The following is a 26,657-nucleotide window of genomic DNA, read 5'->3' as shown; positions in this document are numbered from 1 at the left end:
AAAGAAAACAAAAAAGCAGAAGGTTTCATCAAGGCATCGACACGATCACTGAGGGAGCTTGCCGCGCAGCATACGGCCTGCCGCACGGAATTCTCGCCACCAGCGTCGCCGCTCGGCATAACTGAGGCCTTGGTCGGCGCCCGGCGCATAGCGCGACCGCTCCAATTGCTGCAGCAACAAGGCGGCCGGCAAGGCCGCTTGGCCATGGCGCTGCTGCAGCAAACTGGCCCAGTGCGCTGGACCTTGGTGCGCGGCGGCCTCGTTCACGCCCAAGCGGCGCAGATCCGCCAGAATGCGCGCGCGCTGGCGGCTCCAGGCGTCGTGGGGTCTTTGTTGCCAGGCCGACCAGGCGGCGCCCAAGATGGCGATCAGGCCGATCAGCACCGCGCTGACCTGACCCAAGAGCTGCCAGTCGGGCGACTGAAAACCGGCGTTTTTCAGCAACTCAAACTGGCTCTGGCGCGAGTAGTTCAAGACGCTTTGCTGCCAGCGGTTGTCCAGGGTCTCCCAGGCGCGCCGCAAGCTCAGCCACAGCGTGGGATTGAGTTGGCCGAGTGCCCCTGCGAAGGCGCCGGGCGCGGGCCGCAGCGCCAGTCCTTGCTGAATGCGTTCGGGTGCAATCGCGGCCGTGGGGTCGGCACGTTGCCAGCCTTGTTGGGGCGACCAGTACTCGGCCCAGGCATGGGCATTGCTGTTGCGCACGATCCAGTAGTCGTCTTGTGGCTGCGGGTCCATGCCTTGAAAGCCGGTGACGATGCGCGCCGGCACACCCATGGCCCGCATCACCACCACAAAGGCAGCGGAGAAATGCTCGCAAAAACCGAGTCGGCGATCGAACCAGAATTCGTCAATCACATGCGGAGTGACCTCGCCATAACGGCCAGGCGCCAGGGTGTAGATGAAGTCGGCGCTGGCGATGTGCTGCATGACCGCCTGCGCCAGAGCCGGCGCGAGCTGGCTTTCATCCAGTGCGCTGAAGCGAGGCTGGCGGCGAAGATCAGCGGCCCAGGCCAGCGTGCGCGGGTTGAAGCCGGGCGGCAAGTCCAAATAGTTTTGCAGCACCAAGGCGGTCTGCCCGGATTGAGTCAGCGGGCCGTGGTGATAGCGGCTGTAGGCGCGTGTGTTCAGGCGCAGTCGCTCGGTGATGGGGCGCTCCGCGGTCCATTGCAACTCGGGCGAACGGCGCACTTTCAGGCCGTCCAGCAGCAACTCGGCTCCGGCGGGCTCGGGGCTCATCTCCAGCAGCGGCAGCACGCTGATGCGCAGTGGCTCCAGCGTCAGTTCGTAGCTCAAGGCCTCGCCCTGGGTTCGCAGTGGATCCGGGCGGCCGGGCCAGAGCAGCGGGCTGGGGCGCCAGGTCTTGCCATCAAACTGGGCCAGTACCGGGCCGCGGAAATAGCGGGACTGCGGCGGCGGCGGCGGGCCTTGAAAGCGCAGGCGCATGGCGATGCTGTCGTCATTGGCAATCTCGGACATGGCGCCGAAGTCCATGCGATTGGACAGGCCGGTGCGACCCACCGAATCGGCCGGTACGCCCCAGAGCGGGCCGATGCGAGGGAACAGCACAAACAAAAGCACCATCACCGGCAAGCCATACAGCGTGGTGCGCGCCGCTTGCTTGGCGGCCAGGGCCAGGCTGGGCTGGCCCACTGGCATTTGCGCCAACACCACCGCGCTGAGCAAGGCCCAGACACTCAAGAGCGTCCACAGCGCGGTGAACAGCGACTGTGAGTAGAGAAAATTCGTCAGCACCAAAAAGAAGCCGAGGAAGAAGACCACAAAGGCATCGCGGCGCGCGCGCAGTTCCAGCGTCTTCAAGGCCATCAGCATCACCAAGAGGGTGATGCCGGCCTCTCGTCCCATCAGGGTGCGGTGGGTGATCCAGGTCAGGCTGGCGCCGACCAGCAAGACGGCCACCAGCACCCAGCGACCCGGTAGCGGCTCAGAGCGCCAGGCCAGCCAGCCGCGCCAGGCCAGCATCAGGGCGGTGATGGCGCTGGCCCAGAGCGGCAGGTGTCCACCATGCGGTGCCACGATGGCGGCGATGGTGGCCAGCAGGAACAAGGTGTCGCGGCTTTCGCGGCCGAGTTGGCTCAGCTTGGGCCAGACTTTGGGCCGGGTGTTTGATTGGGTGCTGTCCGTCATGGCGCCCGACTCAGCAGTTCCAGGCAGACCTGGCGATGCATGCCGTCCAGCTCAGGCGCTATTTCCTGAGCGCCCAAACGCAGGCCATAGGGCACTTGCAATTGTTCGGCCGCCAAGACCCAGGCACACAGGCGCGAGAGCTGGGCCTCGTCGGCGATGCCGGCGCATTCGCGGCGGTCCAGCCAGAGCGTGCGCGCCACCGGCGCTTGGGTCTCGCGCACCCAAAGGTTGCCGCCTTGCTCCAGGCTCAGCGCGGCTTTTTTCCACAAGACTTGGCGCATGGAGTCGCCGCGTCGGTAGGCGCGCACGCCCTCGAAGTCTTGGCCTTGTTGCGCGCTGCGGGCCAGGGCGGGGCGGGTGTTGCTGTCTTCACCGGCCTCTGCGGTTTGGGCGGGGAAGGGCGGCGCTGGCTGCTCCGGCTGTGGGTAGACCCAAACCTGGCTGGCCGGCCGCCAAATGCTCCAGGCTCTGAAAAGGCCCAGCGGAAATCGGGTGATGATTTGCAGCACTGGTAGCGCATGCTGGCCGCGCTGATTGGCGGGGTAGCGCACCTGCAGCAGCGCATGGCCCAGCGCTGGCACATCGGTCCAGGCGACTTCGGACAGCGGCTGCCCGAGCACATGCACGCCAATGCCAAAGCGGGCGGCGCCGGTGTTGTGCAGGCGCAGTTCCAGTTGCACGTCTTCACCTTTGAAAACGGCGGCGGGTGGCTTCAGATCGAGGCTCAGGCCGCGCAAATTGCCGTGGGTGCTGTGCATCGATGCCAGGCCGGCGCCGGTCAGCAGAAAGGTCAACATAAAGCCCAGGCTCAGCTGATCGTTGATGGAGGCGAGCAGCAGCACCAGCAGCGTGGCGCAAAAAGCCAGACCCGGCCGGCTGGGCACGATGTAGATATTGCGCTGGCCCATCAAATGGGAGTCGCTGCGCGGGTGGCGCGATGTCCACCAGGCTTGCCAGCGGGCCTGTATCGCCTTCATGAAGCGCTGAATCAGGGCAGGGCGATCGCTTCGACCATGGCGCGCACTTGCTCGCGTGGGCCGCGGCCGGCGCCGGCCTTGGGGCGCAGGCGGTGGGCGATGGTTTGCGGCAGGATGGCCTGAATATCATCCGGCGAAACAAAGTCGCGCCCTTGCAGCAGGGCACGCGCCCGCGCGGCACGCAGCACGCCCAGGCCGGCGCGCGGGCTGAGGCCTTCGGCAAACCATTGGCCCGAGCGGGTTGCGGCGATCAGGGCTTGCAGGTAGTCCAAGAGCGCCGGCGAGGCATGAATGCCGCGCACTGCGTCTTGCGCCGCCAGCAGGGCGGCGGGGTTCATCAGCGGCTTCAGTTCACGCAGGGCCGCGCGGCTGTCTTGGCCGCTGAGCAACTCACGCTCGGCCGCCTGGTCGGGGTAGCCCAGCGAGATGCACATCAAAAAGCGGTCCAGCTGCGACTCGGGCAGCGGATAGGTGCCCAACTGCTCGCTGGGGTTTTGGGTGGCGATGACGAAAAAAGGCTGGGGCAGCGGGTGGCTGACCCCGTCCACGCTGACCTGGTTTTCTTCCATGGCCTCCAGCAGTGCGCTTTGAGACTTGGGGCCGGCGCGGTTGATCTCGTCTGCCAGCAAGACCTGGGCGAATACCGGCCCGGGGTGGAAGACAAAGTCACCGCGCTCGCGCTCGTAAATGCTGACGCCGATCAGGTCCGAGGGCATCAGGTCCGAGGTGAACTGCAGGCGCGAGAACTTCAAGCCCATGGAGATGGACAGCGCATGGGCCAGCGTGGTTTTGCCCACGCCGGGCAGGTCTTCAATCAAGAGATGGCCGCCGGCAATCAGGCAGGCCACGCAGTCAGCGATCTGCGCTGCTTTGCCCTTGATGATCGTGCTAACCTGCTGTTGCAGAGCCGTCAGTTGTGCCGAGATTTGCTGCGTGGAATGTGGCGTCATAGGACCATCTTAGGGTGATGCGGGTCAGCGCGATCCTTTGAACAAAGGCGCGTCTGACGGCATTTGATCAAGAACGAGAGACAGCGTGGGGCCTTTGCTGCATTGACCCTGCCGACCCTAAGAACTATGTCTACAGCCTATTTCAGCCACCCCGACTGCCACCGGCACGATATGGGTCCCGGCCATCCCGAATGCCCACAGCGCTTGGACGCGATCGAGGACTGGTTGCTGGCCACCGGCATCGACCTGGCGCTGGACCGGCATGAGGCACCGCGCGTCGACATGGCGGCGATTGAGCGTGCGCATACCCATGGTTATGTGGCCGAAATCAGCGAATTGCTACGCGGCTGCGCCGAGCGCGGCGATACCCGGGCGGTGGACCCCGACACCGTCGCCAACCCCCACACCTGGTCGGCGGCCTTGCGCGCGGCGGGTGCGGCAGTGCAGGCCACTGATTTGGTCTTGGATGGCGGTGCCGAGAATGCTTTTTGCGCGGTGCGCCCGCCGGGCCACCATGCCACCCGTGACCAGAGCATGGGCTTTTGCTTCTTTAACAATGTGGCGGTGGCGGCGCGCCATGCGCTGGATGACCGTGGCCTCAAGCGCGTGGCCATCGTGGACTTTGATGTGCACCACGGCAATGGCACCGAGGACATCATTGCCGGCGACGACCGCATCTTGATGGTGAGCCTGTTCCAGCATCCGCTCTACCCCTACAACGGCGCGGTGCCCAAGGGCGAGAACATGGTCAATGTGCCCATCCCAGCCTATACCAAGGGGCCGGAGATCCGCGAGATCATCGAGGCCATGTGGATGCCGGCGCTGGAGCGCTTCAAGCCCGAGATGATCTTCATCTCGGCCGGTTTTGATGCCCACCGGGATGACGATTTAGGCCAGTTGGGCCTGGTCGAGGCGGACTATGAGTGGATGACGATGCGCATCATGGATGTGGCGGCGCGCCACGCCAAGGGCCGCATCGTGTCCTGCCTGGAGGGCGGCTACCACCTGGACGCGCTGGCGCGCAGCGTGGGCGTGCATCTGCGGGTGCTGGCCGGCATTTGAGTTTTGCTGCACTTCGGTCGCGGCGTAAAAAGCGCTGGGCCGAGCTTCTTTTTGTGTGTTTTTTGTGTGCTCTTGATCGATGAACAAGCCTTTTGACTTTGCTGAACTGCGGGAGCTGCTGGCCGCCTTGGTGTCACCCGCCGCCTTGATGGGCTTGGCCGTCTTGCTGGCCTGTCTGGCGCTGTCCTGGCTGGTGGTGCGGGTGATTCATCGCCATGTGCCAACCCAAGAAAAATCCATTCTCTTTGGCCGCCGTGTGGTGGATGGGGTCTTGTTCCCGGTGCTGGCGGCTTTGCTCGCCGTGTTGGCACGCAAGCTTTTGCCCAGCTTCGGGGTCTCGCCCGCGGTGTTCAAGCTGGCGGTGCCGGTCTTGTTCTCTTTGGTGATGATTCGGCTGACGGTTCAGGTGTTGACGGTCGCCATGCCCAAATCCGCCCTGGTGCGTTTGATCGAGCGCACCGTATCTTGGCTGGCCTGGGGCGGTTCCATTTTGTGGGTGACTGGCATCCTGCCTTGGCTCATGGAAGAGATGGATGCGGTGAGCTTCAAGCTGGGCGCCAGCCGCGTCACCTTGCGCAATCTGGTCGAGGGCTCCTTCAGCGCCGTGGTCGTGATGGTTTTGGTCTTGTGGCTTTCCTCGGTGGTGGAAGCTCGGCTGATGCGCGGCACGGTGATGGATCTGTCATTACGCAAGATTGCTGCCAATGCAGCGCGAGTGCTTTTGCTTTTTGTCGGCTTGCTGGTGGCTCTATCGGTGGCCGGTATCGATTTGACGGCCCTGGGCGTGATGGGCGGTGCGGTCGGCGTGGGCATTGGTTTGGGCCTGCAGAAGCTGGCGGCCAACTATGTGTCAGGCTTTGTGATCTTGGCCGAGCGTTCGCTGCGCATTGGCGATATGGTCAAGGTCGATAACTTTGAGGGGCGCATCAGCGACATCACCACGCGCTACACGGTGATTCGCGCGCTCAATGGCCGCGAGTCCATCGTGCCGAACGAATTGCTGATGACGCAGCGGGTGGAAAACTCTTCGCTGGCCGACCCTCAGGTCTTGATCAACACCGTGGTGCAAGTGGCTTACGGCACCGATTTGGATGCCTTGATCCCCGAGTTGGTGTCGACCGTGCAATCGGTGGTTCGGGTTCTGCAAGACCCCGCACCCTCGGTTTTGTTGAGCAACTTTGCCGCCGACGGCCTGGAGTTGTCGATCAACTTCTGGATCAATGATCCGCACAATGGCCAGGGCGGCGTGCGCTCGGAAGTGAATCTTGCGCTATTGCGCAGCCTGAACCGTTTGGGCGTGGAGATTCCCTTCCCGCAGCGGGTGCTGCATCAGGCCGTGCCGCAACAAGGCCTTGCGCAGCAGGCTTGAGCGTTCAGCGTCGGCTGGAGCTGTGGGCCGAGCCAGACTTGCCGGCTTCCTCGTAGCGGTAGCTGTAGCGCCACCAAGCGGTCAGCGCCGCAGCGGCCATGAACAGCGTGGCGCTGAAGGCGCCTGGCCGACCCAGCAATGCCAAGCAAAGTAGCGCCATGACGGCATAAATCATCGGCAGCTTTTCGTACCAATACTTCGAAACCCACATAACCCGCTCCCTCATCGCTTCTCTTTGATTCGGGAGACGGGCTTCGTGTCGAAGTCCTGGATTCTTTTGCGCCCAACTTTTTTCTTGCGCCTCCCTGGCCGCGATTGTGGAGGGCCTGGGTGTCGGGCGCTAGCCGCTTGAAGCGGGGGGTGTCCTTGGTCATGCCGGGGAAACCCTGGCACGCCATTCATCCGTCAAGCGAACGCGATGTCCTCGGCGCGCTCAGCGCGGATGCTGGGCCCAAAGCTGGTGATGCCGGGCAGGGTGGCGTTGTGGTGCGCCCGGATCTGCGCGGCCGTGGCATGGGCCTTGTCATGGGTGGTGTGGGCGTCTGCGGCCAAGGTCACCTCATAGCCCAAAGCCGCAGCGCGCCGGGTGCTGGTGTCCACACAAAACTCGCTGGCATAACCGCAAATCACCACATGCTTTACCTGTTGGCGCTCCAGCAGTTCTTGCAGGTCGGTGCGCAAGAAGGAGTCGGGCGTGGTTTTGCGCGACACCTGATCTTGCGGCTGGACGATCAAGCCACGCTCCAGCTGCCAGCCCTCGCTGCCGAATTGCAAGGCGCTGGCTTCACGTTCATGCTGGATGAAGATGACCGGCGAAGCTGCCGCGCGCGCCCGATCGGCCAGCGCATTGATGCGCTGAACCACGGCCTCAGCCTCAAAAGGGCGCGGCTCGGCGTCGAACAGACCGCGCTGCACATCGATGATCAGCAGAGCGGTTTTGTCCTTCGCCATGCTCATCTCAGACTGCCTTGACCGGGATGGCCTTGGCTGCACCGCTGGCAATGCGCTGCTGCCAGTCGGCGGGGCCGGTGATGTGGGCGCTGGTGCCGCCGGCGTCGACCGCCACGGTCACCGGCATGTCGACCACGTCGAACTCGTAGATCGCTTCCATGCCCAGATCGGCAAAGCCAACCACCGGTGCGGCCTTGATGGCCTTGGACACCAAATAGGCGGCGCCGCCGACGGCCATCAGGTAGGCGCTCTTGTTGTCCTTGATGGCTTCAATGGCGACCGGGCCACGCTCGGCCTTGCCGACCATGGCGATCAGGCCGGTCTTTTCCAGCATCATGCGGGTGAAGCCGTCCATCCGGGTGGCGGTGGTGGGGCCGGCGGGGCCGACCACTTCGTCGCGCACCGGATCGACCGGGCCGACGTAATAGATCACGCGGTTGGTGAAGTCCACCGGCAACTTCTCGCCCTTGGCCAGCATGTCGGCAATGCGCTTGTGAGCGGCGTCGCGGCCGGTGAGCATCTTGCCGTTCAAGAGCAAGGTGTCGCCCGGCTTCCAACTGGCGACTTCTTCCTTGGTCAAGGCGTTCAGATCCACGCGCTTGCTCTTGTTGTAGTCGGGCGCCCACTTCACATCGGGCCAGAGGTCCAGGCTGGGCGGGGTCATGAAGGCCGGGCCGGAGCCGTCCAGCACAAAGTGGCCGTGGCGGGTGGCGGCGCAGTTGGGGATCATGGCCACAGGCTTGCTGGCCGCGTGGGTGGGGTAGGTCTTGATCTTGATGTCCAGCACCGTGGTCAGGCCGCCCAGGCCTTGGGCGCCAATGCCCAGGGCATTCACCTTCTCGTAGAGCTCGATACGCAGCTCTTCGAGCTTGTTCTGCGGGCCGCGTTCCAGCAGCTCGTACATATCGATGTCTTCCATCAGCGACTCTTTGGCCATCAGCATGGCCTTCTCGGCGGTGCCGCCGACGCCAATGCCCAGCATGCCCGGTGGGCACCAGCCGGCGCCCATCAGCGGCACCGTCTTGAGCACCCAGTCGACCAGGTTGTCGCTGGGATTCATCATCACGAACTTGCTCTTGTTCTCGGAGCCACCGCCCTTGGCGGCCACCATCACGTCCACGGTGTTGCCCGGCACGATGGACACGCTGATGACGGCCGGTGTGTTGTCCTTGGTGTTCTTGCGCTCAAAGATCGGGTCGTTCAGCACCGAAGCGCGCAGCTTGTTGTCGGCGTTGTTGTAGGCGCGGCGCACGCCTTCGTTGACCGCGTCTTCCAGCGAGCCGGGGAAGTCTGCGAAGCGCACATTCATGCCGACCTTGAGGAAGACATTGACGATGCCGGTGTCCTGGCAGATCGGGCGACGGCCTTCGGCGCACATCTTCGAGTTGGTCAAGATTTGCGCAATCGCGTCTTTGGCGGCGGCACTTTGTTCGCGCTCATAGGCACGGGCCAGGTGGGCGATGTAGTCGGCCGGGTGGTAGTAGCTGATGTACTGCAGAGCGGCGGCAACGCTTTCGACCAGATCGGCGTAGCGGATGTCGGTGGTAGCTGAACTCATGGTGTGGGGCCCATTCGAGGAGAGAGGGGGGAAAGATGCCGTGGGGAAGCAGGGGAAAACTCTGAGAAACTGCCGCCAGTTTACAAAAGGCCGAGGAGGAAAGCCGATGACACCCGGATTGAAGAAGTTTTTTGCCAGCGAATCGGCTGGCGGAATTGTGCTGGCCTTGGCGGCTGTTTTGGCCCTGGTCTTCAGCAATTCGGCCTGGAGCCCGCTGTATGAGGCCTTCACCCGCATTCAGGGCGAGCTGCGTATTGGTGGTGATGCCTTGGTCTTGGCCAAGCCGCTGGTGGTCTGGGTCAATGATTTGTGGATGGCGGTTTTCTTCTTCCTGGTCGGGCTTGAGATCAAACGCGAGATCATGACGGGCGAGTTGGCCAGCCGGCGCCAAGCGATTCTGCCGGCCGTGGCCGCGCTGGGCGGCATGGTGGTGCCCGCGTTGATTTACTCAGCCATCAACTGGGGTGATGCGCAGGCCCTGCGTGGCTGGGCCATTCCGGCGGCCACCGATATTGCCTTTGCCATCGGCATCGTGATGCTCTTGGGCTCGCGGGTGCCGGCTTCGCTGAAGGTGTTTTTGACCGCAGTGGCCATCATTGATGACTTGGGCGCCATCGTCGTGATCGCGCTGTTCTATACCCATCAGCTCTCGCTGCCCATGTTGCTGGGCGCGGGCCTGTGCCTGCTGGTGCTGGCCACGCTGAACCGGGCCGGCGTGCGCCGGGCCGATGTCTACATCCTGGTGGGTCTGCTGATGTGGTTGTGCGTGCTGAAGTCCGGCGTGCATGCCACGCTGGCCGGCGTGGCCACGGCATTTTTCATCCCCATCGACAAGGTCGCCGGTGAGCCCCACTCGCCGCTGGAGCAGCTCGAGCATGGCCTGCACCCCTGGGTGGCCTTTTTGGTCTTGCCGATGTTTGCTTTTGCCAATGCGGGGGTGTCACTGCAAGGTCTGACCCCGGCCGCCTTGCTGGAGCCGTTGCCGCTGGGCATTGGCCTGGGCCTGCTGCTGGGCAAGGCCATCGGCGTGTTTGGCAGCTCTTGGCTGCTGATCAAGGCCGATCTGGCCGAGCGGCCCAAGGGGGCCAGCTGGACTCAGTTCTTCGGCGTTGCCGTCTTGTGCGGCATTGGCTTCACGATGAGTTTGTTCATCGGCGGCCTGGCCTTTGAAGGCTTGGACCCGAGTTTCGAAACCCGGGTCAAGTTGGGCGTACTGTGCGGCTCGGTCTTGTCGGGCGTGCTGGGCGCCTTGATCTTGGCGCGCGCTCGACCTCACTGAGCCGCAAACAGACTGCGTTCAGTGCTTGTCGTCGTGATGGGTGCTGGACAGCAGCTTGTCGGTGTAGGCAATCGCCAGCGCCGAGAACAAGAAGGCCACATGAATCAGCGTCTGCCACATCAAGGTCTTCTCGGTGTAGTTGTCCGCATTGATGAAGGTCTTGAGCAGATGGATCGATGAGATGCCAATGATGGCGGTGGCCAGCTTGACCTTCAGCACCGAGGCGTTCACATGGCTGAGCCACTCGGGCTGGTCGGGGTGGCCGTCCAGATCCATGCGCGAGACAAAGGTTTCGTAGCCGCCGACGATCACCATGATCAAGAGGTTGGAGATCATGACCACGTCGATCAGACCTAGCACCACCAACATCAGGATGGTTTCGTTGAGCTTGGCAATCGGCTCGAAGCCGATCACCAGTCCGTTCGCGTCCTTGATGGCCGTAGCTTTGTAGCCAATGCTCTTGACCAGCAGGTTCAGCGCCTCGCTATTGCCAAAGGCAGCTTCGATCAAATGGACCAACTCGGTCCAGAACTGAAACACATAGACCGCTTGTGCCAGGATCAGGCCCAGGTAGAGCGGCAGCTGCAGCCAGCGGCTGGCGAAGATCAGCGAGGGCAGGGGGCGCATTCTGCGCTGACTGGGAGTGGGAAGGCTCATAGGGTTTCTCTCTAGAACTGCAGGCGAAGTCAGGGCCCATCCGGGCGGATGCCGGATTCTAGGGGCCTGAGCACCTAGGGCCTTCCCGGGGTACGTCGAGTTACGAGGCTAGAGTAAGCGCTTCGTCAGAGACGGGACGCACATTAGCGAGGAAGTGCTGCGTTTGTCAGTCCCGCGTTTCTATATTGCTCCCGTCAGAGGAAACACATCATGAGCCAGAACGAACTCTATCTGCCCAGCCCCGAATGGCAGGCACAAGCCAACGTCAAGGGCATGGCGGGCTACAACGCCCTGGTGGCCGAATCGGAAGCCGATTACCAAGCCTACTGGGCCCGTCTGGCGCGCGAGTTCGTGACTTGGCAGACGCCGTTCACCAAGGTGCTGAACGACAGCGAAGCGCCGTTCTTCAAATGGTTTGAAGATGGCCGCCTGAATGTGTCCTACAACTGCCTGGACCGCAATGTCGAACGCGGCTTGGGCGACAAGGTCGCGCTGATTTTTGAAGCCGACGATGGCGCGGTGACCCAGGTCACTTACAGCGAGTTGCTCGCGCGCGTGTCGCAGCTGGCCAATGTGCTGAAGGCCCGCGGCGTGAAGAAGGGCGACCGCGTTGTTATCTATATGTCGATGTCGATCGAAGGCGTGGCGGCCATGCAGGCCTGCGCCCGCATCGGGGCGATTCACTCGGTGGTGTTCGGTGGCTTCTCGGCCCAATCACTGCGCGACCGGGTGCAGGACGCCGGCGCCGTGGCCATCATCACCGCCGACGAACAACTGCGCGGCGGCAAGGCCTTGCCCCTGAAGGCCATCGTCGACGAAGCGCTGGAAGGCGGCAGCTGCCCGACGTTGAAGGACGTGATCGTCTACCAGCGCACTGGCGGCAAGATCGGCTGGGTCGAGGGTCGTGACCATTGGCTGCATGAAGAACTGGCCAAGGTCGGCACGACTTGCGAGCCCGAGTGGGTCGAGGCCGAGCATCCACTCTTCTTGCTCTACACCTCGGGTTCCACCGGCAAGCCCAAGGGCGTGCAGCACTCCACCGGTGGCTATTTGCTGCATGCGGCGCTGACCACCAAATGGACCTTTGACCTGAAGGACAACGATGTCTTCTGGTGCACCGCCGACATCGGCTGGGTGACCGGCCACAGCTACATCACCTATGGGCCCTTGGCCCTGGGCGGCACCGAGATCGTCTTTGAAGGTGTGCCCACCTATCCAGATGCAGGTCGCTTCTGGAAGACCATTGAAAAGCACAAGGTCACGATTTTCTATACCGCACCGACGGCGATTCGCTCCTTGATCAAGGCGGCTGAAGGCAATGAAGCCGTCCATCCGGACCGTTCGGACCTGAGCAGCCTGCGCCTGCTGGGCTCGGTGGGCGAACCCATCAACCCGGCCGCCTGGGAGTGGTACCACAAGCATGTCGGCGGCGGCCGTTGCCCGATTGTGGATACCTTCTGGCAGACCGAAACCGGCGGCCACATGATCACGCCGCTGCCGGGTGCCACGCCGCTGGTGCCGGGCTCTTGCACCTTGCCCTTCCCGGGCATCACCACCGCCATCGTGGACGAAATGGGCAATGATGTGCCCAACGGTCAAGGCGGCATCTTGGTGGTCAAGAAGCCCTGGCCTTCGATGATTCGCACCATTTACGGCGACCCGGAGCGCTTCAAGAAGAGCTACTACCCCGAGGAGTTGAAGGGTTACTACCTCGCCGGCGACGGTGCCATCCGCGATGCGGAAACGGGTTACTTCACCATCACCGGCCGCATCGACGATGTGCTGAATGTGTCGGGGCACCGCATGGGCACGATGGAAATCGAGTCCGCCCTGGTCAGCTGCACCGAGCTGGTGGCCGAAGCCGCGGTGGTGGGTCGCCCCGATGACACCACCGGCGAAGCCATCTGCGCCTTCGTGGTGCTGAAGCGCCCACGCCCGACCGGCGACGAGGCCAAGGCGATTGCCAAGCAATTGCGTGACTGGGTGGCGAAGGAAATCGGGCCGATTGCCAAGCCCAAGGACATCCGTTTCGGCGACAACTTGCCCAAGACCCGCTCCGGCAAGATCATGCGCCGCTTGCTGCGCTCGGTCGCCAAGGGCGAAGCCGTCACCCAAGACACCAGCACGCTGGAAAACCCAGCCATCCTCGATCAATTGTCGGAAGCCAATTGATCGAGTGAGCGACGCAAAGCGGCGATCAGCGCCGCAGGCGTTTGCCGGGTTCGGTGAGCACTCATGCAGCTCCGCTGCGTGATGGGCTCACCAAAACCCAGCCATCCTGGACCAGTTGTCGGAAGCCAAAGATTCAGGAGAGGCCTGCACCCGCAAGCCTCAGCGCCTGGGGCGCGTGGCTGGGTTGGGGATCACTCATATCGCGCAGCGATGTGGGTGATCACAGAATCCTGGCCACAAAACAAACAGGCCCTTGATTCCTCAAGGGCCTGTTCTCATTCGTGCAGCGAGCACATTGGCTCGCCTTGCCAGATCACTTGACCGACAGCACCCACTTTGCCAGCGTTTCCGCTTCGGCAGCGTTCACCTGGGCATTGGCAGGCATGGGCACTGGGCCCCAGACGCCGGAACCACCTTTGACGATCTTTTCAGCCAATTTCTTGGCGGCATCCTTGTCCTTGGCGTACTTGGCGGCCACGTCCTTGTAGGCGGGGCCGACGATCTTCTTGTCGACGGCGTGGCAAGCCATGCAGTTTTTCTTCTGCGCCAATTCAGCGTTGGCAAAAGCGGAAGGGGCCAGCGCGGCGGAGGCCAGGACGGCAGAAACAGCAAAAGCGAGGGAGAACTTCATGGCTTCCTTTCAAGGTCTTACAACGGGGATGTCGACAAGCCTCGGATGTGAACTACAGTTTGCTCCGAGTGGCAACGGATCGATTCTAGAGGTCTGATCGCCCGTCCCCAACGAGGAGCGTTTCATGTGGCTGGTTGTCGTCGGTGTTTTGTTGATTGGGCTCAAGCTCCTGGCTGTGGCTCCGGTGGCGGATTGGGGCTGGTTGGCGGTTTTGAGTCCTCTGGGTTTGGCAGTGGCCTGGTGGGCCTGGGCTGATTCCAGTGGCTATACCCAGCGCAAGGCCATGCAAAAGCTCGACGACCGCAAAGCCGCGCGGCGTGAGCGCGCCATGGAGTCATTGGGCCAGATCGATCCAAAGAAAAAGCGCCGCTGAGCAGGTGTGTGTGTGAAGCCGGCGCTCCGCTACCGACTCAGTCTTCGTCTTGGAAGCGATTTCTGATCGCCAGCACCTGCTCCCAATGATCGAAAAACACCTGCACGCAGGCCGGATCAAAGTGGGCGCCGGACTGTGACTTCAGATGCTCGGCCGCCCGCTCCAGCGACCAGGCGGGTTTGTAGGGGCGTTCCGAGGTCAGGGCGTCAAACACATCAGCCACCGCCACGATGCGGCTGAAGATCGGAATTTGCTCGCCCGACAATCCTTGCGGGTAGCCGCTGCCGTCAAATTTTTCGTGGTGACCCAGCGCGATTTCCGCGCCGGTCTTCAGCACCTTGGAGGAGCTGTCTTTCAAGATCTCGTGGCCAATCTGGGCGTGGCCTTTCATGACCTCGAACTCTTCGGGCGTCAAGCGGCCGGGCTTGAGCAGGATGGCGTCGGTGATGCCGACCTTGCCGATGTCATGCATGGGCGCCGCTTCCAGCAGCAATTGCTGATCGTCCTCCGGCAGGCCCAGGCCACGTGCGATCAACTCTGAGTAATGCGCCATGCGCAAGATGTGCGCGCCGGTTTCGGGGTCGCGGTACTCGGCGGCTTTGGACAGGCGCAACACGGTCTCGCGCTCGCGCTGCAAAATCGCGGCGGTGGCCTTGCTCACTTCCTCGGCCAAGGTGTCAGCGCGCAGGGCCAGCTTCTTGCGGGCGATCTCCAGATCGATCAGCGCCGCATTGGCTTGTTTTTGGGCCCGATCCGCCATGGCGTAGGCCTTGGCGTTGTCCAGGGCGATCGCACCGTAAGAACACAGGGTTCGGCAAATGGCGCTTTCGCGTTCGCCGTAGGCATGCGACTGCTGCGATTGGACCGACATCACGCCCAAGAGCCGCTCGCCGATCAGGATGGGCACGAACAAGAGGCTGACCACTTCCAGCGGGCCTTGCAGCGGCTCCGCGCGACGGCGTTCCGGCGCGATGCCGATGGAGAGCTCTTGCCGCGTTCTTGCGCAGAGGGCGGTGTAGGACTCGGGGTGATCCAGCGCGATGGTGGGCGAGGGGAATTGTTCTTGCCCCTGGCTGCCAAAGGCTGCGCTCAAAGTCTGGCTGCTCTCATCGAGCAGGTAGACAAAGAAGGCGTCTACCTCCATCAGCTGTTGGATGTGGCGGTAAAACGTGGCGAAAACCGCGTCCTGGTTCAAATTGGCGGTGAGTTCCAGCCCGATCTGGCCCAGGACCTCCAGCGTGGCGCTGAGCTCTTGCAAGGCTTGCGCACGGTGCGCCTCGGCCTCGGCTTGGCGACGCTGCAACTGCGCCTCGGCGCGGGCCCGCTCGCTGTCTTGCCGAATGATCATGGTCTCGGCGCGGCTGCGGGCATCGTCGAGCTTCTTGCTGGCACGCGCCTGCGCTGCCAGTTGGCCGTACTCCTGCGCTTGTTTGTCGTCACCGCTGGCCGCATAGGCGCTGGACAATTCATCCAGCAGTCCGCTGGGGACCACATAACCCTCAATGCTGGCGGCCACTTGCAAGGCTTGTTGCAGGTAATGCAGGACAGGGCCGGTCTCGGTGATTTCGGCTGGCGTGGGTAGGGCGTAGCTTTGATAGATCTCGGCATGCACCCGCAAGGTTTTGATTTGTTCGTCAGCACTGCCTTGATCGCGGGCCATTTGCAGCGCAGCCGCCGCCTTGCTGAGGGCTTCCTGGGGTTGACCCAGGCGGCACAAGGCCAAAGCCTGGCCACCCCAAGACAGCATCAGCTGCGAGACATTGCCCACCGGCGCGGCGCGATCTTCGGCGCGGCAAAAGTGCACCAGGGCGGTGGCCGGCACGCCCATATCAATGGCGAGATCGCCCAGATACAGCTGGGTCAGCACATGGCCTTGTGAGCCAGGCAACTGCTCCAACTCGGCCAGCGCTTCGTTCAAGGAGCTGCGGGCATCGGCAAATCGGCCCAGCAATCGCTGCACCTTGCCGACCTGCATCAGGGACAGGCCGGAGCTGGGCGGCCAGTCGCAGCGTCGCGCCAAGGTTAAGCCGCGTTCGCCCCAGTCCATGGCAGCGTCCAAGTCGCCGAGTGTGGCCAGCGCATCTGCGGCATTGCACGCCGCGTAAATGGCATGGCGCAGCTGCCCCGAGGCGATGGCGGCGTTATAGGACTCAATAAAGTAACGGCTCGCCCCACCGGGTGAGCCGGTCAGGCTGCCGACGATGGCACGGGTGCTGGCCAGCCAGGTTTGCACCGAGGGGTCGGTTTGGGGTTCGCTCTCCGGTCCAAACAACTGGTTGAGTGTGGCCGCGACGGCTTGCGGCTCATGAAAGGCATTCAGAGCCAGTGAGCGCGCTTGTGCGGCCAAAAGACGGGACTGTTGACCCGCAGCTCGGTAGTCTTCGATGGCCAGAGCAATCGCTTCATCGCGCAAGGGGATATTGCCTCGCTCCAGCCACACCGAGGTCAAGGCCAACCGGGCGTCGCCGGCGCCGCAGCGCTCGCCAAACTGCTCATAAATGCTGAGGGCGTTCTCGGCCAATTGCTCGGTGGCGTCGATATGGCCGTACAGCCAGCTGATCTCGGCGCTGAGCAATTGCAAGCGGGCTCGCATCAGCTGCACCGCTTCTTGATCCAGGTCCAGCGGCGCCAGCAGGGCCTCGGCCTCGTTGGCCAGAATCAGCGCGCGGCGACAGTCGCGCTGGCGTAGATTCCAGGCCAGGGCGAGCAAGTCAGGTAGACGTTCCAAGCCTTCTCGGCTGGCCAAGGCCTGTTCCAAGCGGGCCATCTCATCGTCCAGCGCAAACCAATCCATGGGTGACCTTGAGTGAAAGACTCGGCAAGACCGAGTCGCAATAAAGGAATCAGAGCGTGAGCAAAACGGATCTTCTACTGTCGGCGCAACTTTTTGTTTTCAAGCCGAAAAGTAGAGGGCGCATTGGCGCTTAATTTTCAACCCTTATTCGCTTCCGTCGCACAGCGACAATGCCGGCCGAATGAAACGAGAAAAACATTTTCTGATTTGGACCGCAGCGGCCGCTGCGCTTGTGCTGCTCACGCTGTCGCTGGTTTGGCTGCAAGGCACCGGGCTGTTCCGTCCAAGCAGTTCGGAGCCCAAGCCTGCCAAGCCCGCAGACTCATCGGCGGCCTCCCCAGCCCAGTCCCTGCCGGCACCGCCGGCTCCGCCCGTGCCGACGCGACTGGGGGCCAGGGCTCAAATCAGCTTGCTGGCCGGTGATGGCCATGCCGGTCTGCACGATGGCCCTGGCGCGCAGGCGCGCTTTGCCGACCCCTATGGCCTGGCCCTAAGTCGTGCAGGGCTGCTGTATGTGGCCGATGGCGGCGCCAACAACCGCATCCGCAAAATCACGCCGACGGGGGTGGTTAGCACCCTGGCGGGCGGAGAAGAGGGCTTCAAAGACGGCCTGGGCGCCGCCGCGGCCTTCAATACGCCCTCTGGCCTGGCCATGGATGCGGCCGGCAATCTCATCGTCGCCGACACCGGCAACCATGCGATTCGCAGAGTCAGTTCGCAGGGGCAGGTGACGACTTTGGCGGGCACAGGCCAAGCGGGCTTTCGGGACGGCCCGGCCGCGCAGGCGCAGTTCAATGGCCCGATCGGCGTGGCCGTTGATGGGCAGGGGCGCGTCTATGTGGCCGACACCTACAACGACCGGATTCGTGTGATTGGCGCCGATGGCCAGGTCAGCACCCTGGCCGGCGGGCGCTTCTCTGGCGACCAAGATGGGCCAGGTGCCAAGGCTCGCTTTGACAATCCGACCGCTCTGGTCGTCGATACCCAAGGCCTGGTCTGGGTGGCCGATAGCCGCAATGATGCCGTGCGCCGCATCAGTCCCGAGGGTCAGGTCAGCACTTGGGCGCGCGGCAATCCCGAGGATGAGAAAGATCCTTTGCGCCGACCGCTGAGCCTGGCGCTCAGCCATGACGGCTATGTTTACCTGGGCGTGATGCGGCGCGGCGCGGTCTTGCAAATTGCGCCCAGCGGGCAGCTGCACATCCTCAGCCAGGGGCCTGCGGCGCAGATGGCGCGGCCCTCGGCCATGGTCTTGTCCGAGCAAGGACTGATGCATGTGGCCGACGCGGCCAGCTACCGGATTCATCGCTTGCAGCTGCAAGCGCCGGGCACGCCTGAGCCGCTCAACACTTCAGCGATGGGCCCGGCCGCGGACCTGAGTTTGCCGGCCACGGCCGGGCGCTGGCCGCTGCGGCCGCAGCAGCAATGGCATGAGGTGGTGGGCACGCCCGGCGAGGTGCGCGGCCGCCATCAGGGTGACAGCCGCGACCATCTGCACGAAGGCTTGGACGTCAAGGGCGTGATGGGCAGCGAGGTGCTGGCCATGGCCGATGGCAAGGTCAGCAGCCCTATGGCCGCCTGGGGCTTGGGACAGAACAGCGAAGGTCTGTCGCTCGATACGCTGAGCTATATCCATATGCGTGTCGGTCGCAATGCGCGCGGGCAGGTCTTGGACCCGAGTCGCTTTCTGCTGCAAACAGATGAGCGCGGGCGTCCCGAAAGCATGCGGGTGCGCCGTGGCACCCGTTTTGCAGCCGGTGAGGTCTTGGGCAGCATCAACACCATGGCCCATGTGCATGTGGAGTTAGGGATCAACGGCTACAAACGCAACCCCTTGCTCTTGGGCTTCAGCGGATTTGCTGACCATGAGGCACCCCGCATCGAGGCCATCGAGCTGTTCAGCGCCGACGGCCGCACGCGTTTGCAGCGCAAGCAAGCCGGCCGATTGCTGGTGCCGCGGGACGAGGCTGGCTTGCAGGTGGTGGTGGATGCCTGGGACCGTGTCGATGACAACGAAGACCGTCGCCGGCTGGGCGTCCACAGCTTGGGCTATCAGATCCTTTCAGCGGATGGACAGCCGCTGCCGGGCTTTGAGCAGGAACGGATGGAGTTTGAATTCACACAGCTGCCGGTGGACACCGAGGCAGTCAAAACCGCTTATGCGCCGCGCAGTGGCGTGACCGTGCACGGCAGCGCCGTCACTCGGTTTCGTTATGTCATCAGCAACCAAGTGCGTGAAGGGCGTGCCCGAGTGGGCCGCTGGCCAAGCGCGACCTTGCCGGTCGGCGATTACGTGTTGCGTATTCACGCCCGAGACTTTGCCGGCAACCAAGCTCGCCAAGGGCGCGACCTGCCACTGCGTGTGTACTGATCTCCTCGTGATCGGGGCCGCTAGAATCCGCCCCGATCCGAACTGATTCGGCCTGCAACTTCCGGGAGAAACTTCATGTCCAACGACAACCAAGACAATAGCGAGCGCATCGCCCTCTGGCTGGTCGGCCTCGTGGTCGCCTTTGTGCTGGTCAGCGTGACCGCATTTGTGATCATCAAGCAGCGCCACCACGCGCAAGCGCCGGTGGCTGTGGCCGCTGCCGTTGAAGAGGCCTTGTATGACGCGCCGCTGAGCGGCGAGTTGGTCGGCGTGGTTCTGTTTGCTTACGCTGAATCCGCCGTGCCCTCGGAGGCCGCCCCTGAGTTGGCCAAGGCCCTGGCTGCCTTGATCGCCGCCAATGAGCGCAAGATCGTGATCGCCGGCTTCCATGACGCCAGCGGCGACGCCGCCAAGAACGCACTCCTGGCCAAGGAACGTGCCAAGGCCACCCGCGCTGCTCTGACGGCTGCCGGCATTGACGCCGGCCGCGTGCTGCTGCGCAAGCCCGAGTCCACCTTGGCCGAAGGCACTTCGGAAGAAGCCCGCCGCGTTGAGATCCGTCTGCTGGACTGATTTCTCGCCACCAAGCTGCAGGGCCTCATTCGCAAGGATGGGGCCCTTTTTCTTTGTCAACTGATATGCAGCTGGCCGGGCAGGTCTCTCGAGGCCTCGATGCGTCCAATCACCGTCGCAGCCTCAAAGCCATGGCGACGGAACAGGGCCAGGACTTCATCGACACTGGCTGGCGCGCAAGACACTAAGAGGCCACCGCTGGTTTGCGGGTCGCTCAGCAGCGCCTGGGCTTCGGGCGGCAAGACCGCTGCTGGGGCTGCGGGCAGGTGAACATCTTGACCATAGGCTGCCCAGTTGCGCCCTGAGGCGCCGGTGACCAGGCCTTGCGCGGCCAAGGCTTGCACGCCCGGCAGCAGCGGCACCCGCACCCAGTCGATATGCACATTACAGACGGCGCCCCGCGCCAGCTCCAGTGCATGGCCGGCCAGGCCAAAGCCGGTCACATCGGTGAGGGCATGCACGCCGTCCAGCGCCGCCAGGTCCGGGCCAGGCGTGTTCAGCTGCGTGGTGGTGGCGATCATCTGCTGATAGCCGGCAGCGTCCAGGCGGTCTTTCTTCAGCGCCGCCGACATAATTCCCACGCCCAGCGGTTTGCCCAGAATCAATACATCGCCCACCTGAGCATCGGCATTGCGCTTGACGCGTTTGGGGTGCACCAAGCCCAGTGCCACCAGACCGTAGATGGGCTCCACCGAATCAATCGTGTGGCCGCCCGCAATCGGGATGCCGGCGGCCCGGCAGACCGAGGCGCCGCCTTCCAGGATGCGGGCGATGGTGGCGGTGCTCAGCACATTGATGGGCATGCCGACCAGGGCCAGCGCCATGATGGGGCGGCCGCCCATGGCATAGACGTCGCTGATGGCATTGGTGGCGGCAATGCGGCCAAAGTCGAAGGGGTCGTCGACGATGGGCATGAAGAAGTCCGTGGTGGCGATCAGCGCTTGTTCTTCATTGAGTTGGTAGACGGCCGCGTCATCGGCGGTTTCAATGCCGACCAACAATTCGGGTGGCACCGGCAGGGCCGTGCTGCCTTTGAGAATCTCGGACAAAAGCCCAGGCGCGATCTTGCAGCCACAGCCGCCGCCGTGCGAGAGTGAGCTCAGGCGCGGTTCGGTGGCTGACGTTGTGGCCTTGGGGGTGTCTGATGTGGCGCTCATGAGGGCTGCTCCATGATGGGTTTGATGCTTGACAGGCGGACCTGCCGATCCGAGCTCTGTCTCTGGGGCGGGAGCATAGCGGGCCGGGCGCTCTGGCCAAGCCGGCAAGCCTTCTTCGCGCGCCTTATCGTTGATCGTCTCAGACCGGCTAGGATGCGAGGGCTTTGCGCCCGGCAGGTCCGCCGGCGAGCCCATTCGGAGATTTCTGATGTCCCAATTCCGCTTGAATTCTTCTGTCTTGACGCTGGCACGTCGTGGCTTTTTGTTCGGCACTTTGGCCCTGCTGGCTGGATGGAGCCAGGCGCAGCAAGTGTTCCGGGTCACTGCCATTCCCGATGAGTCGCCCACCGAATTGGCCCGCAAAGCCGCGCCCTTGATGAAGTATCTGGAGTCGCAGCTGGGGGTCAAGATGGAGTTCACGCCGGTGACCGACTACGCCGCAGCCGTGGAAGCCCTGGTCAATAAAAAGGTCGACTTGGCTTGGTTCGGTGGCTTCACATTTGTGCAAGCGCATGTGCGCTCGGGCGGCAAGGTCTTGCCCTTGGTGCAACGTGAGGAAGACACCAAGTTCCGTTCGGTCTTCATCAGCTCCGATCCTTTGATCAAGAGCTTGGCCGACTTGAAGGGCAAAGACGTCTCTTTCGGTTCGCAAAGCTCGACCTCCGGCCATTTGATGCCGCGCAGCTTTGTACTGCAGGCCGGTATGAATCCGGACAAAGACTTCCGTCGCGTGGCCTATAGCGGCGCGCATGACGCCACCATTGCGGCCGTGGCAGCCGGCAAGGTGCAGGCCGGTGCGCTGAATATCTCGGTTTGGGAGAAGTTTGTGGCCGAGAAGAAGGTGGACACCGAGCGAGTCAAGGTCTTCTTCACCACGCCGGCGTACTTCGATTACAACTGGACCGTGCATGCCGATATGCCGGCAGCGCAGCGCGAGAAAATCAGCAAGGCCTTTTTGAGCCTGAGCCGTGACGACGCGCAGGGCAAAGAAATTCTTGAGTTGCAGCGCGCCACCCGCTTCCTGCCCAGCCAGGTGGACAACTACAAAGGCATTGAAGCGGCCGCACGCAGCGCAGGCCTGCTTTGATGGGTGGTGTTGCGGGTGCCTGATTTCAGCCGTGTTTTCAGCCTTGAGTTAAGCCAACTCAGCGCTGCGCCTTGCGCGCCCGGCAGCGATGGGGCAGGGCTCAGCGATGTCTTGCATGACCTGAATCTGCGTTTTGAGGCGGGCGAGCAGGTCGCCTTGATCGGCCCTTCCGGCGCAGGCAAGACCACCTTGCTGCAAGTGCTGGCCTGCGCACAGCGGCCCAGCCAGGGCGACTACCGTTTGCAAGGCCAGCAGCCTTGGCAATCGCCGCGCCGCGAGCTGCAAGCGCTGCGCGGCCGCTTGTTTTTGGCGCCGCAGTTGCCGCCGCTGCCGCCTCGGCAACGGGTGATCACGGCGCTGCTGGCGGCACGCCTGCCCGCCTGGAGTTTGTGGCGCAGCCTGCGTTCACTGGTCTATCCGGTGGATATTGAAGCGGCCCATGCCGCGCTGCAGCGCTTTGATCTGGCTGAAAAGCTGTTCGAGCGGGTGGACCGTTTGTCCGGCGGCGAGCGCCAGCGCGTCGGTCTGGCCCGGGCCTTGCTGGCTCCGGCGCGGCTGTGGTTGCTGGATGAGCCGCTCTCGGCCTTGGACCCGCAGCGCGCCGCGCAGGCGGCGCAAGTCCTGAGCCAAGAAGCGCGCGCCCGTGGCGCCACGTTGATTGCGTCCTTGCATCATGTGGACATGGCCCTGGCCCACTTCCCTCGCATCATTGGTTTGCGCCAGGGGCGGGTCTTGTTTGACCTGCCGGCTCTTGCGGTGAGCCCCGCATTGCTGGCTGAGCTTTATGCGCAAGAGGAGGGCAAGATCGATGTGGTGGCGCCCCCTGTTTCGCCGCATGAGCTGGCGCCAGCGCCTGAGGTGGGCTTGCAATGTCGATGAGCGTGCCGCCCGCTCAGGCCAAAAGTTCGCGGCGTGATCCGGCATGGCGTGCTCGACTTATGTGGATCTCGGCCGCCGCTTTCTTGCTGTGGCCTTTGTTGAGGCTCACCGAGTTCAAGCCGGGCTTGTTGTTCGAAGAACAAAGCCTGCGTGTCACCGGCCGTTTTTTGGCTGATTTTTTCCCACCTCGGCTGGACGGCGAGTTCTTGCTGCTGGTCGCTCGAGAGGCCTGGCGCACGGTGGCCATGGCCACGGCCGGCGTCAGCCTGGCACTCTTGTTCGCCGTGCCTCTGGCGCTGGCGGCCACTCGGGTCCTGTCGCTTTCGGCCTTGGCCGGAAAGATGGCAACCGGCCCGGCATGGCTGCGGCAAACGCTGCGCGCAGTCTTGATTGTTTTGCGCAGCGTACCCGAGTTGGTCTGGGCTTTGATTTTTGTGCGGGTCGTGGGCTTGGGGCCGAGTGCCGGGGTGCTGGCGATTGCGCTGAGCTATAGCGGCATGTTGGGCAAGGTGTTTTGCGAGGTGCTGGAAGGGGGCGATGCGGAGCCGACGAGAAGCCTGATGCGCAATGGCTCAGGGCGCCTGCAGGCCTTCGGCTTTGCCTTGTTGCCCCAACATGCCGCTGAGCTGAGCAGTTACACCGTGTACCGCTGGGAATGTGCGGTGCGATCTTCGGTGGTGCTGGGTTTTGTGGGTGCCGGCGGCTTGGGGCAGCAGCTGGACTCGGCCATGAAGATGTTCAATGGCGGCGAGGTGGCGACGATTTTGATGGTCTTCATCGCTTTGGTGGCCCTGGCCGATGGTTTGAGCGCTGGTCTGCGGCGGGTCTTGTCATGAAGCGTGATGACGCTTTGACAGCAGCGGCGTCGCTGCCGGGCGTGATGAGGTCGCGTCTTCTCGGCGCTCTTGGGCTGCTCGCTTTGTTGCTCTTGGTGGTTCTGAGCTTTTGGAGTTTGGACCTGCAATGGGCGCAGCTCTTTTCCGGCGAATCGGCGAGCAGCATGGGGCGCTTCTTGGCGGAGTTCTTTCCGCCTGACTTCAGCCCCGAGTTCTTGAAGCTAGTGACTTGGGCCAGTGTGGAGACCTTGGCCATGTCGAGCTTGGGCACGGCCCTGGCTGTAGCTTTGGGTTTGCTCTTGGCCCTGCCGGCGGCGCGATTGCACCGAGGCGATGCGGCCTGGGGGCGGCGTCCCGCGCAGTGGCTCTTGAATGCGCTGCGATCTATTCCTGAACTGGTGTGGGCCAGCTTGCTCTTGATTTCAGCCGGCCTTGGCCCTTTTGCCGGGACTTTGGCCCTGGCCGTTCACACCAGCGGGGTGCTGGGCCGTTTGTTCGCCTCGGCGATTGAAAGCTGCCCGGAGGGGCCAGGTTTTGCCTTGCGGGTGCAGGGCGCGAGCTCTGTGCGCGTGTTCCTCTATGCCACCTTGCCGCAGTTGCTGCCGCAGCTGATCAGCTACAGCCTGTACCGCTGGGAAAACAATATTCGCGCCGCCGCCGTCTTGGGTCTGGTGGGGGCGGGCGGCTTGGGTCAGCTGCTGAGTTTTCATATGGGCCTCTTCCATATGAACAAAACCGCCACGATCTTGGCTGCGATGCTCTTGTTGGTGGCCTTGGTGGATTGGAGCAGTGATCGTTTGCGCCGGGCATTGAGTTGACGTGACGGGCAGGCCATCGAGTCGATGGTTTTGGGGTTGTATTGAGTACCTTTCTGACATCCGAAGCCGGGAGGTGCCGATTGCCGCCGGGGGCGCAATTCCGCTCCTGTCCCCCGCCGTCGCCTTGCAGGCGCCGGCTCCTCCTTTACCTCGCGGAATCACACCCCCGACGCCACTCGGCAGTTCCACCGATGTGCGTCCGCGTCGAAGGAGCAAGGCCGTGGTGGATCTGGACGCTTGGGGGCTCTGCGACGCGAGGTAAAGGAGGAGACCCGGGCGCAAGCCCGGGGCGGGGGACAGGAGCGGCGCAGAGCCCCCAAGTGGCCTGAGCACTGCCAAACCGAAGGGCAGCAGCGCTCCGGCTCTCGATCCGCAGATGCTCCCTGAATCGCTGAATACAGCCTCCTTCGGGCTTTCCCGCCTCTCCAAATGGAGGGTGTGCAAAACCAATAGCTTGGCTTGCAAAGTCAGTCATGTCTTGGGCTTCAAAGCCATCATCGGCGCCATGCCGGAGGCTCCGGTGCGCAGGGCAAGACGAGGGGACATGGATGGGTCAAGAGAGCAATCGGCAGGGAGGAACGAGTCAAGCCACGATGAGCCGGCGGGACTTTTCCTGGTTTCGCATGGATGGGCGGCACAACCTGATGGTCATCAACAGCGTGTTGCTGTTTGAGGGCGAGCTGGACTTTGCGGTTTTGCGCGCCACGATTGCTGAGCGCTTGCCGAACTATCCGCGCTTCACCCAGGTGGTGGGGCGAGGGCGCTGGGGTCGGCCTATTTGGCATGCCGATGCGCATTTCGACATCGATCAGCATCTGCTCTTGGACGAAAGTCTGGCTGACTTGAGCCCGGAAGCGTTTCAAACCTTCTTGGCCAATGAAGCGCCGCGTGCCTTGCCGGTGGATCGCCCGCTTTGGCATATGCGGGTGATCCGGCGTGCCGGGGGCGGCTTTGCCATCGTGTTTCGATTGCATCACTGCATCACCGACGGGCTGGGTCTGGTTCATGTGCTCAAACATCTGACCGACGACACCATGGACGCGGGCCAGGCACCCGCGCTGGAGTGGCACCCGAAGCATGCCAAAGTGGCAATGGCTTCACGGCTCTTGTGTTCGCGGCTGCAGCGCCTGCTGTTTTGGTCGCGCATCAGTGCGCAGTTGGCGCGCTTGACGCTGTTGATTCCGGATCGTCGCAGTTCCCTCAAGAACCCCTTGGGCGGCGAAAAAGCCCTGGTGCAGCTGCCGCCAATGAATCTGAACCTGGTGCGCAGCATCGCCAAACGCATGAACGCCACCATCAACGATGTCTGGGTGGCTGCGGTTGCCGGGGCTTTGCGGGCCTATCTGCTGGAACAGGGCGAGCCGGCCGCGCACCGCGCCTTGCGGGCGGCGGTGACCTTCAATCTGCGCAACAAGGGAGATGCCTTTTTGCTGGGCAACCACTTTGGCTTGGTGGCAGTGAAGCTGCCCAGCAATGAGGAGGACGTCGTGACACGGCTGGAGCAGACCCGTTTGCGGATGAATGCCATCAAGGCCTCGCACCAGCCGCACGCGACCATGTTCTTCTTGACCTTGACCGGCTTTCTGCCACGCTGGATGCAGGCCTTTTTGTTGAAGGTCTTCACCGCCAAGGGCTCAGTGGTCTTGACTAATGTGGAAGGGCCGCCGGAGCCTCGCTACCTGGCGGGCGCCCGCCTGCAAGACGCACTTTGCTGGGTGCCGCAAGCGGGCACCATGGGCGTGGGCTTTGCCTTGATGTCGTATGCCGGGCAAATCCAGATCAGCATGTTTGCCGATCGACAGCAGGTGCGCGAGCCGCAACGCCTGATGGACCTGGTGGGTGAGGCCTTTGCCCAAATGGATGTTCAAACACGGAGCAGCACCGTAGCTGCGACAAGTGCGGCCGCCAATGGCGAGGCTGCAGAGTTGAGCACCCATGGCTTGGGCTTGAAGCTAGAGTCAGGCCCAAAGGTTGATGCCTGAGGAGCGGCTTTTGCTTCTCCCCAGACCGGAGCCTCA

The 26,657-nt window shown here is 63.2% G+C and carries 22 protein-coding genes; 12 read left to right on the top strand and 10 right to left on the bottom strand.

From position 1 onward, the window contains the following. Positions 1 to 45: 45 nt before the first annotated feature. The 3 genes from LNV06_RS03145 to LNV06_RS03135 are packed head-to-tail and all read right to left on the bottom strand — an operon-like array spanning position 46 to position 4,072. The gene (locus LNV06_RS03145; protein WP_263536774.1) at positions 46 to 2,145 is read right to left on the bottom strand and encodes a transglutaminase TgpA family protein; all 2,100 of its coding nucleotides are present in this window, start codon (positions 2,143 to 2,145) and stop codon (positions 46 to 48) included. Further along, entirely contained in the window at positions 2,142 to 3,122 is a 981-nt protein-coding gene (locus LNV06_RS03140; RefSeq protein ID WP_263536773.1) for a DUF58 domain-containing protein, read from the bottom strand. The genes LNV06_RS03145 and LNV06_RS03140 overlap by 4 nt, the downstream gene beginning before the upstream one ends. 11 nt (positions 3,123 to 3,133) lie before the next feature. After that, entirely contained in the window at positions 3,134 to 4,072 is a 939-nt protein-coding gene (locus LNV06_RS03135; protein WP_263536772.1) for an AAA family ATPase, read from the bottom strand. Positions 4,073 to 4,198: 126 nt separating this feature from the next. Here LNV06_RS03135 and LNV06_RS03130 point away from each other — a divergent pair, with 126 nt between their 5' ends. Together LNV06_RS03130 and LNV06_RS03125 are read left to right on the top strand one after the other, a co-directional pair. Further along, on the top strand, positions 4,199 to 5,134 hold the full coding sequence (locus tag LNV06_RS03130; RefSeq protein ID WP_263536771.1) for a histone deacetylase family protein: 936 nt from the start codon (positions 4,199 to 4,201) through the stop codon (positions 5,132 to 5,134). A gap of 79 nt (positions 5,135 to 5,213) precedes the next feature. Then, positions 5,214 to 6,503, top strand: a complete 1,290-nt coding sequence (locus LNV06_RS03125) for a mechanosensitive ion channel family protein (protein ID WP_263536770.1) — start codon at positions 5,214 to 5,216, stop codon at positions 6,501 to 6,503. Between the two features lie 4 nt (positions 6,504 to 6,507). Here the strand turns inward: LNV06_RS03125 and LNV06_RS03120 are convergent, their stop codons facing one another. The 3 genes from LNV06_RS03120 to LNV06_RS03110 all read right to left on the bottom strand — a co-directional run bounded on the left by LNV06_RS03120 (position 6,508) and on the right by LNV06_RS03110 (position 9,012). Further along, complete coding sequence (locus LNV06_RS03120) at positions 6,508 to 6,714, bottom strand: hypothetical protein (RefSeq protein ID WP_263536769.1); 207 nt, start codon at positions 6,712 to 6,714, stop codon at positions 6,508 to 6,510. Between the two features lie 194 nt (positions 6,715 to 6,908). Continuing rightward, on the bottom strand, positions 6,909 to 7,454 hold the full coding sequence (locus LNV06_RS03115; RefSeq protein WP_263536768.1) for a cysteine hydrolase family protein: 546 nt from the start codon (positions 7,452 to 7,454) through the stop codon (positions 6,909 to 6,911). Between the two features lie 7 nt (positions 7,455 to 7,461). Beyond that, a complete protein-coding gene (locus tag LNV06_RS03110; RefSeq protein ID WP_263536767.1) occupies positions 7,462 to 9,012 on the bottom strand; it encodes a fumarate hydratase in 1,551 nt (516 codons plus the stop codon). 106 nt (positions 9,013 to 9,118) lie between these two features. Here LNV06_RS03110 and nhaA point away from each other — a divergent pair, with 106 nt between their 5' ends. After that, the gene (gene nhaA, locus LNV06_RS03105) at positions 9,119 to 10,291 is read left to right on the top strand and encodes a Na+/H+ antiporter NhaA (RefSeq protein WP_263536766.1); all 1,173 of its coding nucleotides are present in this window, start codon (positions 9,119 to 9,121) and stop codon (positions 10,289 to 10,291) included. An 18-nt stretch (positions 10,292 to 10,309) separates the two neighbouring features. On the opposite strand, the gene LNV06_RS03100 is transcribed toward nhaA, so the two are convergent. Continuing rightward, positions 10,310 to 10,948 carry a TIGR00645 family protein gene (locus tag LNV06_RS03100; protein ID WP_263536765.1) on the bottom strand — a complete coding sequence of 213 codons (639 nt, stop codon included), beginning with the start codon at positions 10,946 to 10,948 and terminating at the stop codon, positions 10,310 to 10,312. A 210-nt stretch (positions 10,949 to 11,158) separates the two neighbouring features. Here LNV06_RS03100 and acs point away from each other — a divergent pair, with 210 nt between their 5' ends. Then, on the top strand, positions 11,159 to 13,120 hold the full coding sequence (gene acs, locus LNV06_RS03095) for an acetate--CoA ligase (RefSeq protein ID WP_263536764.1): 1,962 nt from the start codon (positions 11,159 to 11,161) through the stop codon (positions 13,118 to 13,120). A 313-nt stretch (positions 13,121 to 13,433) separates the two neighbouring features. On the opposite strand, the gene LNV06_RS03090 is transcribed toward acs, so the two are convergent. Beyond that, a complete protein-coding gene (locus LNV06_RS03090) occupies positions 13,434 to 13,751 on the bottom strand; it encodes a c-type cytochrome (protein WP_263536763.1) in 318 nt (105 codons plus the stop codon). Between the two features lie 124 nt (positions 13,752 to 13,875). On the opposite strand from LNV06_RS03090, the gene LNV06_RS03085 reads away from it, so the two are divergent. Next, on the top strand, positions 13,876 to 14,124 hold the full coding sequence (locus LNV06_RS03085; RefSeq protein ID WP_263536762.1) for a TIGR04438 family Trp-rich protein: 249 nt from the start codon (positions 13,876 to 13,878) through the stop codon (positions 14,122 to 14,124). Between the two features lie 37 nt (positions 14,125 to 14,161). Here LNV06_RS03085 and LNV06_RS22525 read toward each other — a convergent pair whose 3' ends face one another. Further along, positions 14,162 to 16,918: an HD domain-containing phosphohydrolase gene (locus tag LNV06_RS22525; RefSeq protein WP_318013422.1), complete on the bottom strand. Its 2,757-nt coding sequence runs from the start codon at positions 16,916 to 16,918 to the stop codon at positions 14,162 to 14,164. Between the two features lie 181 nt (positions 16,919 to 17,099). Here LNV06_RS22525 and LNV06_RS03070 point away from each other — a divergent pair, with 181 nt between their 5' ends. Continuing rightward, positions 17,100 to 19,289, top strand: a complete 2,190-nt coding sequence (locus tag LNV06_RS03070; RefSeq protein WP_263536761.1) for a gluconolaconase — start codon at positions 17,100 to 17,102, stop codon at positions 19,287 to 19,289. Between the two features lie 75 nt (positions 19,290 to 19,364). Beyond that, positions 19,365 to 19,862 (top strand): OmpA family protein, encoded by a 498-nt coding sequence (locus LNV06_RS03065; RefSeq protein ID WP_263536760.1) that lies wholly within the window; start codon positions 19,365 to 19,367, stop codon positions 19,860 to 19,862. Positions 19,863 to 19,918: 56 nt separating this feature from the next. Here the strand turns inward: LNV06_RS03065 and selD are convergent, their stop codons facing one another. Continuing rightward, positions 19,919 to 21,019 (bottom strand): selenide, water dikinase SelD, encoded by a 1,101-nt coding sequence (gene selD / locus LNV06_RS03060; protein WP_263536759.1) that lies wholly within the window; start codon positions 21,017 to 21,019, stop codon positions 19,919 to 19,921. A 208-nt stretch (positions 21,020 to 21,227) separates the two neighbouring features. Between selD and LNV06_RS03055 the strand changes: the two genes are divergently transcribed. From LNV06_RS03055 to LNV06_RS03035, 5 genes are all read left to right on the top strand, one after another. Then, the gene (locus LNV06_RS03055) at positions 21,228 to 22,106 is read left to right on the top strand and encodes a putative selenate ABC transporter substrate-binding protein (protein WP_263536758.1); all 879 of its coding nucleotides are present in this window, start codon (positions 21,228 to 21,230) and stop codon (positions 22,104 to 22,106) included. Positions 22,107 to 22,115: 9 nt separating this feature from the next. Beyond that, the gene (locus LNV06_RS03050; RefSeq protein WP_263536757.1) at positions 22,116 to 22,985 is read left to right on the top strand and encodes a phosphonate ABC transporter ATP-binding protein; all 870 of its coding nucleotides are present in this window, start codon (positions 22,116 to 22,118) and stop codon (positions 22,983 to 22,985) included. Positions 22,986 to 23,044: 59 nt separating this feature from the next. Next, positions 23,045 to 23,821: a PhnE/PtxC family ABC transporter permease gene (locus tag LNV06_RS03045; protein WP_411970043.1), complete on the top strand. Its 777-nt coding sequence runs from the start codon at positions 23,045 to 23,047 to the stop codon at positions 23,819 to 23,821. Further along, positions 23,818 to 24,639: a phosphonate ABC transporter, permease protein PhnE gene (gene phnE / locus LNV06_RS03040; protein WP_411970042.1), complete on the top strand. Its 822-nt coding sequence runs from the start codon at positions 23,818 to 23,820 to the stop codon at positions 24,637 to 24,639. The genes LNV06_RS03045 and phnE overlap by 4 nt, the downstream gene beginning before the upstream one ends. 593 nt (positions 24,640 to 25,232) lie before the next feature. Further along, on the top strand, positions 25,233 to 26,621 hold the full coding sequence (locus LNV06_RS03035; RefSeq protein ID WP_263536756.1) for a WS/DGAT domain-containing protein: 1,389 nt from the start codon (positions 25,233 to 25,235) through the stop codon (positions 26,619 to 26,621). Positions 26,622 to 26,657: the final 36 nt, after the last annotated feature.

This window comes from Paucibacter sp. Y2R2-4, from assembly GCF_025717535.1.
In the GTDB taxonomy this organism is placed as follows: Bacteria; Pseudomonadota; Gammaproteobacteria; order Burkholderiales; family Burkholderiaceae_C; genus Paucibacter_A.
The sequence above is the reverse complement of the archived record's forward strand: the minus strand, read 5'-3'. Positions and strand labels throughout refer to the sequence as shown.